The 12,154-nt window shown below is 67.2% G+C and carries 14 protein-coding genes; 8 read left to right on the forward strand and 6 right to left on the reverse strand.

Going from position 1 to position 12,154, the window contains the following annotated elements; genetic code table 11:
• Positions 1-21: 21 nt before the first annotated feature.
• Both BMY29_RS07815 and BMY29_RS07820 read right to left on the reverse strand, forming a co-directional pair.
• On the reverse strand, positions 22-660 hold the full coding sequence (locus tag BMY29_RS07815) for a TlpA family protein disulfide reductase (protein WP_049988736.1): 639 nt from the start codon (positions 658-660) through the stop codon (positions 22-24).
• Positions 661-1,045: 385 nt separating this feature from the next.
• Positions 1,046-1,630, reverse strand: coding sequence for a TlpA family protein disulfide reductase (locus tag BMY29_RS07820; protein ID WP_049988623.1), 585 nt, complete (start codon positions 1,628-1,630; stop codon positions 1,046-1,048).
• A gap of 223 nt (positions 1,631-1,853) precedes the next feature.
• Here BMY29_RS07820 and BMY29_RS07825 point away from each other — a divergent pair, with 223 nt between their 5' ends.
• From BMY29_RS07825 to BMY29_RS07835, 3 genes are all read left to right on the forward strand, one after another.
• Positions 1,854-2,492: a class I SAM-dependent methyltransferase gene (locus BMY29_RS07825; RefSeq protein ID WP_049988624.1), complete on the forward strand. Its 639-nt coding sequence runs from the start codon at positions 1,854-1,856 to the stop codon at positions 2,490-2,492.
• A gap of 110 nt (positions 2,493-2,602) precedes the next feature.
• On the forward strand, positions 2,603-2,824 hold the full coding sequence (locus BMY29_RS07830) for a hypothetical protein (RefSeq protein WP_049988625.1): 222 nt from the start codon (positions 2,603-2,605) through the stop codon (positions 2,822-2,824).
• Between the two features lie 440 nt (positions 2,825-3,264).
• Positions 3,265-3,501 (forward strand): hypothetical protein, encoded by a 237-nt coding sequence (locus BMY29_RS07835; RefSeq protein WP_049988626.1) that lies wholly within the window; start codon positions 3,265-3,267, stop codon positions 3,499-3,501.
• Between the two features lie 204 nt (positions 3,502-3,705).
• Here BMY29_RS07835 and BMY29_RS07840 read toward each other — a convergent pair whose 3' ends face one another.
• Positions 3,706-4,425, reverse strand: a complete 720-nt coding sequence (locus BMY29_RS07840; protein WP_049988627.1) for a hypothetical protein — start codon at positions 4,423-4,425, stop codon at positions 3,706-3,708.
• Between the two features lie 253 nt (positions 4,426-4,678).
• On the opposite strand from BMY29_RS07840, the gene BMY29_RS07845 reads away from it, so the two are divergent.
• Positions 4,679-5,359 carry a LysE family translocator gene (locus BMY29_RS07845; RefSeq protein WP_049988628.1) on the forward strand — a complete coding sequence of 227 codons (681 nt, stop codon included), beginning with the start codon at positions 4,679-4,681 and terminating at the stop codon, positions 5,357-5,359.
• 264 nt (positions 5,360-5,623) lie between these two features.
• On the opposite strand, the gene BMY29_RS07850 is transcribed toward BMY29_RS07845, so the two are convergent.
• Positions 5,624-6,298: an HD domain-containing protein gene (locus tag BMY29_RS07850; RefSeq protein WP_074854669.1), complete on the reverse strand. Its 675-nt coding sequence runs from the start codon at positions 6,296-6,298 to the stop codon at positions 5,624-5,626.
• A gap of 235 nt (positions 6,299-6,533) precedes the next feature.
• On the opposite strand from BMY29_RS07850, the gene BMY29_RS07855 reads away from it, so the two are divergent.
• The 3 genes from BMY29_RS07855 to BMY29_RS07865 are packed head-to-tail and all read left to right on the forward strand — an operon-like array spanning position 6,534 to position 9,097.
• Complete coding sequence (locus tag BMY29_RS07855; RefSeq protein ID WP_049988630.1) at positions 6,534-6,950, forward strand: cobalamin B12-binding domain-containing protein; 417 nt, start codon at positions 6,534-6,536, stop codon at positions 6,948-6,950.
• 20 nt (positions 6,951-6,970) lie between these two features.
• Positions 6,971-8,098, forward strand: a complete 1,128-nt coding sequence (meaB, locus tag BMY29_RS07860; protein WP_049988737.1) for a methylmalonyl Co-A mutase-associated GTPase MeaB — start codon at positions 6,971-6,973, stop codon at positions 8,096-8,098.
• 54 nt (positions 8,099-8,152) lie between these two features.
• Positions 8,153-9,097 carry an alpha/beta fold hydrolase gene (locus BMY29_RS07865; protein WP_049988631.1) on the forward strand — a complete coding sequence of 315 codons (945 nt, stop codon included), beginning with the start codon at positions 8,153-8,155 and terminating at the stop codon, positions 9,095-9,097.
• Positions 9,098-9,316: 219 nt separating this feature from the next.
• Here the strand turns inward: BMY29_RS07865 and BMY29_RS07870 are convergent, their stop codons facing one another.
• Entirely contained in the window at positions 9,317-9,709 is a 393-nt protein-coding gene (locus BMY29_RS07870; RefSeq protein WP_049988632.1) for a Zn-ribbon domain-containing OB-fold protein, read from the reverse strand.
• Positions 9,706-10,875: a thiolase C-terminal domain-containing protein gene (locus tag BMY29_RS07875; protein WP_049988633.1), complete on the reverse strand. Its 1,170-nt coding sequence runs from the start codon at positions 10,873-10,875 to the stop codon at positions 9,706-9,708. Before BMY29_RS07875 ends, BMY29_RS07870 begins: the two co-directional genes overlap by 4 nt.
• 164 nt (positions 10,876-11,039) lie before the next feature.
• Here BMY29_RS07875 and BMY29_RS07880 point away from each other — a divergent pair, with 164 nt between their 5' ends.
• Positions 11,040-12,119 carry a M42 family metallopeptidase gene (locus BMY29_RS07880; RefSeq protein ID WP_049988634.1) on the forward strand — a complete coding sequence of 360 codons (1,080 nt, stop codon included), beginning with the start codon at positions 11,040-11,042 and terminating at the stop codon, positions 12,117-12,119.
• Positions 12,120-12,154: the final 35 nt, after the last annotated feature.

The following is a 12,154-nucleotide window of genomic DNA, read 5'->3' on the forward strand; positions in this document are numbered from 1 at the left end:
GCGATTCCGACGGCCGCAAAATCAGGCTGTCGTCGACTCGTTCGTCTCGTTTTCGTCGTCCGGGCTCGAATCCGCGTTCGAGTCGGTCGACTCGTCGGCGCTGGCTTCGAGCACCGACTCGGCCGCGTCGACGATATCGGCGGCGGGGACCAGGCGGGTCACGTCCCACTGCTTCTCGCCGTCGGCGTCGAGGACGAGGGTGGCCGGATAGCCGACTGCCCCGTAGGCGCTGGCGAGCGACGTGTCTCCGTCGTAGCCAACCGACCACTCCCCGCCGTGCTCGCGCCACCACTCTCGGAGTTCGGCCGCCGGGAGCCGGTCCGGCGACTGGTAGGTCACCGAGAGGAACGAGACGCGGTCCCCGTACTCGGCGGCGAGTTCGGTCCGCGCCTCGGCCAGGCGGGGAATCTGCGCCTGGCAGTTTCCACACCCGGTGACGAAGAACGTGACGACCGTGACGTCGTCAGTAGGGACGGTCATCGCGCCAGCCTGGCTGCCAGGCGCGTCGACCGTCTCGACCTCGATCGGCCCGTCGGAATCGTCGTCGCTCGTCGCGGAGGATTCGTCGGCGAACGACGGCAGGCCGCGGAGGGCGACGCCGGTCCCCCCGGCGAGGACGCCGATGCTCCCGAGTCCGGCGACGAGTTCGCGGCGTTTCATGGGTCGCTCACCGGTACCGGCAGCGTCACCGTCACCGTTGCGGTTCCGGTCGGCTCGGCCGGGGACGGGTTCGGGATCGGATTCGAAGCAGTCGCAGTTCTCGATCGCTCGCGGTCGGCCGTCGAGGCTGTTTGGGTTCCGGTTCGAGTTCGGATCCGGTTCCCGGTCGCGGAACGCGGGACGTGATGCGTCGCTGTGCCGTGCATGTGTACTGAGACTGAGCGCGCGGTGGACCGTCGCGGCGATGCGCTCGGCGCTTGGTGCTCGTTCGTTCGCCGCGGCCATCAACCTAGGGCCGAGACGGGAGCGCTCGGACGAGCGGATGCCGGCCGGGATTCGATAGCCGTGGCCCGTTCGGAGCGGCCGCGGGCCGGCGACGGACGCTCTATTCTCCGGTGTCGTCGGCCGTCCCGAGGATCGACTCGACCTGTTCGACCATCGTGTCCGTGCGGTTGGGACCCGTGTCTATCCAGCAGCTCTCGCCGTCGCCGTCGATCGCGACCGAACTGGTCGGACCGGGAACCCCGTACCGCTCCCGGAACCGCGCCTCCGGATCGTACGCGACGGGCCACTCGCCGCCGTACTCCGCCCACCAGTCGCGGACCTCGTTCTCGGGAACCGTCCCGGGCGGATGGATCGTCACGGAGAGGAACCGGACGGCGTCGCCGTACTCGTCGCGGAGCCGCTCGCGCGCGTCCGCGGCGTTGGCGACCTCCTCCTCGCACGGATCGCAGTTCGTCGAGAACACTGAAACGAGCGCCGCGTCGGCCCCCTCGGGCGGGACGCGGATCGACTCGTCCCGGCTGCCGGGCGCGTCGATCGCGTCGACCGTGAGCGGGCCGGAGGGCTCGTCGTTTGTCTCGGAATCCGAGCCCGATCCGGACCCGAACCCGCCGCGCAACAGGACCGCGCCGGCGCCGCCGAGCACGCCGACGCTCCCGACGCCGGCGACGAGTTCGCGTCGGTTCACGGCCGGTCCACCTCCGCTCCCGGTGCTGCGAGCGGGCCGCGAGCGGTCCGGTCCCCTGCGCTCGATCCGGACCAGGCGCCTCGCCCGCGAGCGATCGAGTAACGCGTCATACGAGGGCGGACGCGATCCGGGGAAAAGGACCCGTTGGTTCGCGCGCCGAAACCGGGCGGTTCGCCAGGCTGCGGCGGCACGAACTAAGGGCGGCCCGAACGTCGCCGATCACGTGACCGACGATCGCGAGCGCTGGAACGACCGGTACGATCGACCCGACGACGATCGGGATCCCGACCCCATTCCCGAACTCGAACGCCGCATCGACGCGCTCCCGGACGGCCGCGCCCTCGACGTCGCGACCGGCCTCGGCGCGAACGCGGTCTACCTGGCCGACCACGGCTACGACGTCGACGCGGTCGACATCTCCGACGTCGCCCTCGAGCGCGCCCGCGACCGGGCCGCCGACCGCGGCGTCGACGTGAACTGGCTCCGCTCGGATCTGGCCGACTTCGATCCCGGCCGCGAGCGCTACGATCTCATCACCGTCCGCTACTTCGCCGCCCTCGAGCACCTGCCCGACCTGAAGGCAGCGCTCGCGCCAGGCGGCGCGCTCGTCTACGAACACCACCTGCGCTCGAGCGATCCGGTGGCGGGGCCCTCGAGCGACCGGTATCGCTACCGATCGAACGACCTGCTCCGGGCGTGTCTGGACCTGACGATCGATGTCTACGAGGAGCGGCGGCGGCCGGTCGACGGCGGTGCGGATGACGGGGGCGACGCCGAGGCGGTCGCGACGCTCGTCGCGCGGAAGTCCTGCGGCGGGACGCAGTCGTATCCGCTGCTCGCGCGCGACGGCGACGAATCGTAACCGGTCGGTCAGCCAACGAGACGATACGCGAATCAGAATAGGAGAACTGGTTGCTCCCAATCTGCTGATAAACCAGTAGTCTTTTCGATACTGGTCCTCGATAGACCGATATGGCCCTTCGAGACCACTTTGAGTCCGACATCCGGTTCTATTACGCGATCGGGGTCTTCATCATTTTAGTCTACAGCGTCGCAATCGTCGTCGCGACGATCGCGGACCTCGCCGTCATCGATCGACGGATGATTCCGCTCACCGTCGGCTTCTTCTTATTTATGTTCGTGTACTTTATCTCGATAAGCGTCCAACTTCTCGAACCGGACGAGTCACCGTAGACGGACGCTGGCAGCGGTATTCGTCTCTACCGCGTCTCCGGAATTAGTCGACCGATACTGGCCGCTCACCGTCCGTCGCAGATCGTCTCTCCTCGCGCCGCGCTCGCGTCTTCTATTCGACTCGCTTGTATTCGGTGCAGCGCCGACTAACGGGTCCATATTACCAACACCCGTTAACAGTAGATATAAGTCCACACAGGTCAACAATCAGAACGGAAGCCGATCTCCGAACCGGGGACGTACGGAAACGTCCCGGGTGGACCTAGCACCCGAGACTCGGCTTCCATCCGAGCGGATCGAAGCCATGATTCCGTACATTCTACCGGGATATAAACGTCCCGAACGACCGCCGAATCGCTTGCGACGATCAGCCACGGCTCCATTTTCGGGCATCACGAGGAGCAACGCGGTCGATAACCGCACCGCCAACGGGGGAACCGATGAGTAGCGACTGCTGCGACGACCAGGCGACCGTGGAGAACGGAGAGACCGCGGGGACTACGGAGACCGCGGAAACCGCGGACGCCGACGCACCCACCCGGCCGCCGCTCCCCGACTGCCCCCATTGCGGCGACCCCGTCCTGATGGTCGTCGCCACCGGTCCCCACGAGGGCTCGGCCGTCCCCTGCGGGTGTTCGGTGCCGCCTGGCCTGATCGAGCGCCAGCGCGACTCGTAGCGCCGGCGGCGCTCGGTCTCACGCTCGGGATCGAGCGCCGACTCCGAACTGCGGACTCGCGCTCGGCGCCTGGCGGACAGCCGGCCGCTCGGCGGTGTCGATCGAAACCACCACTACGACCACACTACCGCATCGACATCGTCTTACGGGCGGTCAGTCCGCGAACGGGGCCGAAACGCGAATTCCTTCAGTATCGCGAGCGAATTACTCGAAGTAGCTGCGCACGAATTCGTCTATCGAGCGAGCGGAAAATGCGGGGACGAATTCCGTTGCCAGTGATCTCCGGATTTCGACGTTGGTTTCAGTCGGTTCGCCTTCGATGACGTCGTTTCGCTTGGCAATCGCGTCGATCGCGTTCGAGAGGTCGACCGTCGCAATCGCTTCTTTCGTCTCTCTGGACCGGACGTCTTTGGCCCAGAGTACCCAGCGGAACCCGTCTGTGCCGATCGCAACGAGATATCGTTTCTCCCGACTCTCGAGGTACTTCGCGAACGTATTCGACTCGACGTACTCTTCGATGTCAGCGGTCGCATGTCGTTTGGCTCCCGACAGCTGTTCCTCATTTGCAGCCTTGGCTTCCAGAATGCAGTCGATTCGCGGCGAGACGTTTTTGAGGAGATAATCCGGGCGTTTAATCTCGATTTTACGATAGGTGCTCGGACGACGGACGAAATGCGGGCCCGTTCCGGTATAGTCCTCGGAAATTGGATTGAAATACCCGAGCCCGTGAAGCACCGGCTCGATGAGATACTGTTCCGTGAAGTGTTCTCGCGCCTGGTCGACTCGAGGACCCGATAGAGTATGTGGTGTACGACAGAGCTTCCGTAATTCTCCACCTTCTCCCAATTCACGAAACTTCTCGGGGAACACCTCGAGTTGTTGGCGGACGCGTTCCGCGAGAACCATATCCGCGTCGAGCTCCATAGTAGGGTTATCGGCAGTCATTCGTCGACAATTCGGGCCTGCCCCTCGATCGTTTGAACCCGCTCTTCTAGGGAAGGTCTCGGAAAGAAAGTCGAATTCGCGCAGTGGCAATCCGACATCTTCGTCTGTCTCATAATACCTGACATCTGGAATTGTCACATCAAGAAATCACTGATCGACCAGACGTCCTCCATCGATCAGAGCAAAGTCACTACCCTTTTCACGACAGCTCACCGACTCGATACCGAGAACAGTGGCTTCACTCGTCGTTACAGGCTTTGCAGGCGTGCTCTTCGGACTCGCTCTCGCGGCTCCGCCGGGGCCGATGAACGCGATTATCGCCGAGGAGAGCGTCGTCCGCGGCTGGGCGGCCGGCTTCCGGGCCGGTCTCGGCGCCATGCTCGCGGACGTCCTCTTCTTCGTGCTCGCGCTGGCCGGCGTCGTCGCCGTGATCGACCGCTATCCGGCCGTCCGGCCCGCGCTCTACCTGGCCGGCGGCTGTCTGATGCTGTACTTCGCGATCGGCGCGGTCGAGGAGGCCAGAGCCGCCACCTCGTTCACCGACGGCGGTCGCGCCGCGACTACGGGCTTTCGCAAAACGTTCGTCCTCTCGCTGACCAACCCCTACCAGATCGGCTTCTGGCTCACCGTCGGCGTCGGCCTGCTCGAACGGGGGACGCTGGACGTGCTCGCGTACGCCCCGGCCGTGGGCCAACTGCTCGAGGGCGTGCTGGTCGTCCAGACCGGCTCGCCGGCGCTGCTGCTCGGCTTCTTCGGCGGGATCGTCGTCTGGGTCGTGGCCTACCCCGCGGCCCTGGCCGCGGCCGGGCGGCGCGTCGACGCCTTCGCGCCCGCCGTCGCGGCGCTGAGCGCCGTCGTCCTCGTCGGGTTCGGCCTGCTGTTCCTGGCTATGGGAACGCTGCGGGTGGTCTGAACCGGCGCTGACGTCGACGAGGGGCTCGTCGTCAATCGACTCGATTAGTTCGGCACCGGTCGACCGACTACCCGGGGTCGGCGAACGTCGCCGCGTGGATGCGGATCCAGCCATGCGTCCCGGTCCACTAGTCTGCGTCGAGACCCCACCGCTCTGAACGCCTGGCCGTTCCGAGACGTCCCGGGTCGCGAGCACCGCGATCACGTGATCGACGAGCCGCGGCCTGGTCGGTCGTCGTGTCGGCGAAAAGGGAGTGGGGTCGACCTACTCCCCGAGGGCGGCGATCTCGTCTTCGAGCCACTCGCTGAACCACTTGACGCGCTTGAGTCGCTGGTGGGCGATGCCTTCGGCGGTGTCGCTCTGGACGCGCGAGGCGGCGTCGTAGCCGCGCTCGAGGACCCGCTCGACCATCTCGTCGCAGTCCATGTGCGTGCGGGCCTCGTAGCCCATCCGCAACAGCATCAGGGCCGTGCCGTTCGCGCCGACCTTGTCGAGGAGGTCGGCCTCGATGAGACACTGCGTCTCCAAGGTCAGGTCGGTCAGGTCGCCCTGATAGGAGTGGTGTTCGATGGCGCGACACACCTGCTTGATGAACGACTCGGGATAGTCCGCGCGGGACTCGAGGTACTCGCGGGCGACGCGAGCGCCGGCCTCGGCGTGGAGCTCCTGGTCGGTCTCGAGCTTGGCGACGTCGTGAAAGAGGGCGGCGACGCGGGTGACGTCGACGTCCGCGCCCTCCTCTACGGCGATCTCGGTCGCGAGATCCACGACGTTGAGGATGTGATTGTGCCGGTACTCGGCAGAGTGCCACGGATACCACCGCATCCGACCGCCTTCGTCTTCCTTCTCGACGCTGGCCGCGAGGTACTCGAAGACGAAGCCTTTCATCTCCTCGAACTCGGCGTCGGGCACCCTGGTTTCTTTTATTTCGACGCCCACGAGAGATCCCTCCGCAATAGACGAACGATAGTCATTGACTGAATGTTCGGTCGTTTCGCTCTTTAGCCTTTGGTTCGTGACGGTTTCCGTCCGCCGTGACAGTCACAAACGGCGACGAACCGCCGAAAATCGGCCGTTCGATCCCCGGCCGCCTGGCGGTTGGCGTCCCATCGCGGCGTCGAAAATACCACTAACGTCCGTTAAAGTCAAACAGTCGGCCGAGGAAGGAGCGCGTATGAGCAGCGAACAGGAAGCGGAGTCGATTCGGTGTCTCGTCGCCAAAGTCGGTCTCGACGGTCACGACCGCGGGGCCCACGTCGTCGCGCGAGCGTTCCGCGACGCCGGCTTCGAAGTCATCTACTCCGGGCTACACAAGTCGCCCGAGGAGATCGTCCAGGCGGCGGTTCAGGAGGACGTCGACGTGCTCGGGATTTCGATCCTCTCGGGTGCACACGACACGCTCGTTCCGAAGATCATGGACGGCCTCGAGGAGTACGGCGCCGCGGAGGACACCCTCGTCCTCGTCGGCGGCGTCATCCCCGACGAGGACCGCGCCGAACTCGAGGCGGAGGGCGTCGCGGCCATCTTCGGCCCCGGGACCTCCGTCGAGGAAACCATCGAGTTCGTCCGCGAGAACGCGCCCCAGCGATGACCGCGGGCACGGAATCGGGAATGGATCCCGACGACGAATCGCTGCTCGAAGCCCTGCTCGCCGGCGAGCACCGCGCGCTCGCCCGGACCATCTCGAAGATCGAGAACCGATCGCCTGGCTACCGGGACCTGATCTCCGCGCTCTACGCGCACACGGGCCAGGCCGACGTGATCGGGATCACCGGCAGCCCCGGCGCGGGGAAGTCGACGCTGGTCGACAAGCTCGCGGAGGCCTACCGCGAGCGCGGCGAGACGGTCGGGATCATCGCGATCGACCCCTCTTCGCCCTTCACCGGTGGGGCCGTCCTGGGTGATCGCATCCGAATGGCCTCGACCGTCGGCGACATGGACGTCTTCGTCCGGTCGATGAGCGCCCGCGGCACCTTGGGCGGGCTCTCGACGGCCACCGCGGACGCCGTCAAGGCGATGGACGCCTTCGGTAAGGACAAGATCATCATCGAGACCGTCGGCGCTGGGCAAAACGAGATCGACATCGTCCGGACCGCCGACACCGTCGCCGTGCTCGTGCCGCCTGGCTCGGGCGACGACGTCCAGACCCTCAAGGCGGGCATCCTCGAGATCGCCGACGTCTTCGTCGTCAACAAGGCCGACCGCGACGGTGCCGACCGGACCGTCCGGGAACTCCGGGACATGATCTCCCTCGGCGAGGAAAACGGGGTCGGCGGCGGTGGCCACCACGGCGTCGACGCGATGGGCGACGTCGGCGGTCGCGATGGCGGTGGCGACACCTGGGGCGACGCGACCGAGGCGAGCGCTGACGACGAGGACGCGGCGGCCGAGGGCTGGACGCCGCCGATCGTCGAGACGGTCGCCACGACGGGGACCGGCGTCGACGACTTCATGGACGAACTCGCGAACCACCGCGCGTACCTGGTCGACTCCGGCGCACGCGCTGAGAAGGCCCGCCAGCGCTCCGCCGAGGAGATCCGCACGCTGCTGCGGGAGGACGTCCACTCGCTGCTCGAGGACGAACTCGCGGCCGCCGGCGGCGTCGACGATCTCGCGGAGGCCGTCCGCACCGGCGAGACCGACCCGTACACCATCGCCGACGAGGTGCTCGAACCGGTCGCGGCCTGCATCGAGCACCTGGAGACCGACGCAGACGACCGATCGGACGACGAACCGTAGCAGGTTCTGAATTCCGACCTGAGGTCTAAGGTCGTTGCCGTCCTATGCGGTCCTATGAAGGCCCGAACAGTCCTCGGCGCGGCCCTCGGTACCGTCGGCGGGGCCGTCGTCGGCAACCGACTCCTGAAACGGCGCGCAGGCGACCTCGAGAACCCGCTCCCCGGAATCGAACGGACGTACCGCTGGCGGGGGATCGAGACGACCTACACCGTCGCCGGCGATCCGAACGACCCGGACATGCTGCTTCTCCACGGGATCTACGCGGGTGCGAGCAGCCACGAGTTCGAACCGATCGTCGAAGAGCTTTCCGAGGACTACCACGTCTACGCGGTCGATCTCCCCGGGTTCGGCCGCTCGGAGCGACCGCCGCTGGTCTACTCCGGAACCCTCTACGGCGAGTTCGTCCGCGATTTCGCCGACGAGATCACCGACGAGCCGATCGTCGTCGCCTCCTCGCTGACCGGCACGTTCGCCGTCGACGCCGCCGACGAGACCGACCTCGAGCGGCTCGTCCTCATCTGTCCGACCGCCGAGACCGGCGACGAACGGCCGTGGCTCCGCACGCTCATGCGGACGCCGATCGTCGGCACGACGCTGTACAACCTGCTCGCGAGCAAGCTCTCGATCCGGTACTTCTACGACCGCGACGGCTACTACGACGCCGACCGGATCAGCGCCGAGGAGGTCGACTACGCCTGGAACAGCGCCCACCAGCCTGGCGCGCGCTACGCGACCGCCTCCTTCGCCGCGGGCACGCTCGATCCCGACTTCGACCTGGCGACGGAACTGGCCGCCCTCGAAGCGCCGACCACGCTGATCTGGGGGCGGGACGCCGACCTCGTCCCGCTGCGCGAGGGCCGGGACCTGGCCGAGGCGGCCGATCTGGACCTGGTCGTCATCGACTACGCGACGCAGTTGCCCCACGCCGAACACCCCGACAAGTTCGTCGAGTACCTGAGCGCTGAACTGCCCCGGGCCGATCTCGAGGGCGGCAACTGACCGGGCCGAGCCGCGATCGAGCGCGAAAACGAGAGCGGGGCGCGTCGACCCGAGTCGTGACGTGACGAATCGACGACGCTGTCGAATAGGGTCGCCTGGTCGTCGCGGTTGGTACCGTATCGCTGGCGCTGGGGCCGGATTCGGATCGGATCCGGCCGGGACCGAACCGGGATCGACGCCGATTTTTCGGAGTTCGTTCGGTTCAGGGCCGAGGAGTGCCTATACCGGTCGGAACCCGATCACGCGTTCGTCCGTCGTCTCCGAGACCGCGATCTCGGGTTCGACGGTGAGGCCGGTCTCGACCGCGTCGGGATCGACGCCGACGATCTGGCCGGTGACGCGGACGGGGCCAAAGTCGACGATCGCCGTCGCGTACGGGGCGTCCTCCTCGAAGGCCGGCGTCGGGACGTGCGTGATGGTGAACGTCCGGACCTCGCCGGTGTCGGGAAGGGCGATTTCGTCGAGTTCGGTCGAGCCGCAGTCGGGACAGACCCGCCGCGGCGGCAGGGAGCCGTGCTCGTTCGGACACTCGAGGTAGTAGGCGTCGCCGTCCTCGGCGGCGTCGAGCCACTCGTCGAAGCCGGCGTCGGTGACGGGCTGGTCGTCGCTCATTCTTCCGTCACCTCCAGGACGTGAACGGTCGCGCTCGCGACGGTGCCGCCCGCGTTGTGGGCGACGCCGGTCGTCGCGCCGTCGACGTGCTCGCTGTTGGGATGATCGCCAGCTAATAGATCGGTGACCTCTGCGATCTGGGACGCGCCGGTCGCGCCGACGGGATGCCCCTTCGCCTTCAGACCGCCCGAGAGGTTGATCGGCGTGTCGCCGTCGGCGGTCGTCCGCCCGTCGCGGGCCGCCGAAATGCCCTCGCCGATCGGCTCGATGTCCAGGGCCTCGATCGCGAGCACTTCGGCGATCGTGAAGCAGTCGTGGACCTCCGCGAGGTCGACGTCGCCGGCGTCGACGCCCGCGTCGGCGTAGGCCTCCGCGCCGGCTTCGCGGGCGGCGGGGGAGCGCGCCAGGTGCTCGCGGTCGTGCAGCGCCATCCGGTCGCCGCCCTGGCCGGTGCCGGTGATCGCGACCGGCGCGTCGAGGTCGTTCGCCTCGGCGTACGCCTCGCTGGTGAGCACGAGCGCGGCCGCGCCGTCGGAGAGGGGACAGGCGTCGTAGAGCCCGAGCGGTTCCGAGACCGGCGGGGCCTCGAGGACATCGGCGACGTCGATCGCGCTCTGGTACTGGGCCTTCTCGTTGGTCAGCGCGTTCTCGTGGTTCTTGACGGCGATGTGGGCCAGGTCCTCGCGCTCGCCGTCGAACCGGTCGAAGTAGGCGCGGGCCATCAGGGCGTACGCGCCGGGGAAGGTGACGCCGGCCCGCACCTCCCAGAGGTCGTCGGCGGCGATCGCGAGCGCCTCGGTCGCGCCTGCGGTACCGAGGTTGGTCATCCGCTCGGCGCCGCCGACGAGGACGACGTCGTTCTCGCCGTTGCGGATCCGCGTGACCGCCTCGCGGACCGCGGTGCCACTCGAGGCGCACGCGGACTCGAAGCGGGTCGCGGGGGCCTGCACGCCCGCAGCTTCGGCCATCAGCGGCCCCTGGTGGCCCTGGTGTTCGGAGAGTTCACCCATGAAGTTGCCGTAGAGGACGGCCTCGACGTCGTCGCGGGGAACGCCGCCGTCCTCGAAGGCCGCGATGCTCGCCTCGGCGAACAGATCCCGGCCGGTCCGCTCGGGACTGTTCCCGAACGGGGTCAACCCTGTGCCTGTGACACGTACGTCACTCATGTGCACGGGTATACTGGGCCGATCCGTTAATACTCCCCGGTTGCGACCTTGACGGTCCGCACATCGGAACGATCACGCGAAGAGACTGGTCAGTTCGACACAATTCGTAGCGATGCGGTAGAAATTTCACGGTGTTTATAACGAATCGGGAGTCACGTGTGGGTATGTCATCCGCATCCTTCGATCTGGACCTCCTGACGGAACTGACGGAGACGAGCGGGGTCCCCGGCTACGAGGATCGCGTCCGCGATATCGTCGTCCGAGAACTCGAGGACAGCGTCGACCGCGTCCGCACCGACGCGATGGGCAACGTCGTGGGGACGCTCGAGGGCGATGGCGACTATTCGGTCGCCGTGGCGGCCCACATGGACGAGATCGGCTTCATGGTGCGCCACGTCCGCGGCGACGAGGACGGCTTCGGCTTCGTCGAACTCGACGCCCTCGGCGGCTGGGACGCCCGCGTGCTCAAGGCCCAGCGCGTGACGATCCACGCCGCAGACGAGGACATCCCCGCCGTCATCGGGTCGCCGCCGCCCCACACCTTAGACGACGAGCAGCGGGAGAAGACGCCCGAGGTCGAGGACGCCATCGTCGACCCCGGCCTCCCCTACGAGGAACTTGAAGAGCGCGTCTCGACCGGCGATCTGGTCACGATGGACCAGACGACCGAGCGCGTCGGCGAGACGATCACCGGGAAGGCCCTGGACGATCGGGTCTGCCTGTTCGCGATGCTCGAAGCGGCTCGCCGGCTGTCCGAGTCCGACGACGACCCCGCGGAGACGATCCACTTCTGTGCGACCGTCCAGGAGGAGGTCGGACTGCGGGGCGCACACGCCTTGGGCGTCGACGTCGATCCGGACCTGGCGCTGGCACTGGACGTCACCGTCGCCAACGACGTGCCCGGCTTCGAAGACGGCGAGCACGTCACCGAACTGGGTGAAGGAACCGCGATCAAGCTCAAGGACTCGAGCGTCATCACGAACCCGAAACTCCACGGGCGGCTCCAGTCGATCGCCGAGGACGAGGGCATCGATCACCAGCTCGAGATTCTGCCGGCGGGCGGTACCGATACCGCCGGCTTCCAGCACTCGGCCGGCGCGAAGCCCGTCGGCGCGATCTCGGTCCCGACGCGGTACCTCCACACCGTCACCGAGGCGGCCCACGTCGACGACGTCGCGGCGACGATCGACCTGCTCGCGGCGTTCCTGGCCAGCGAGGACGGCGAGCACGATTACACGCTGTAACCGGCGCGGCTCGTCGCTCGTCGGCACCCGTCATC

This window comes from Natrinema salifodinae (genome assembly GCF_900110455.1).
GTDB lineage: Archaea > Halobacteriota > Halobacteria > Halobacteriales > Natrialbaceae > Natrinema > Natrinema salifodinae.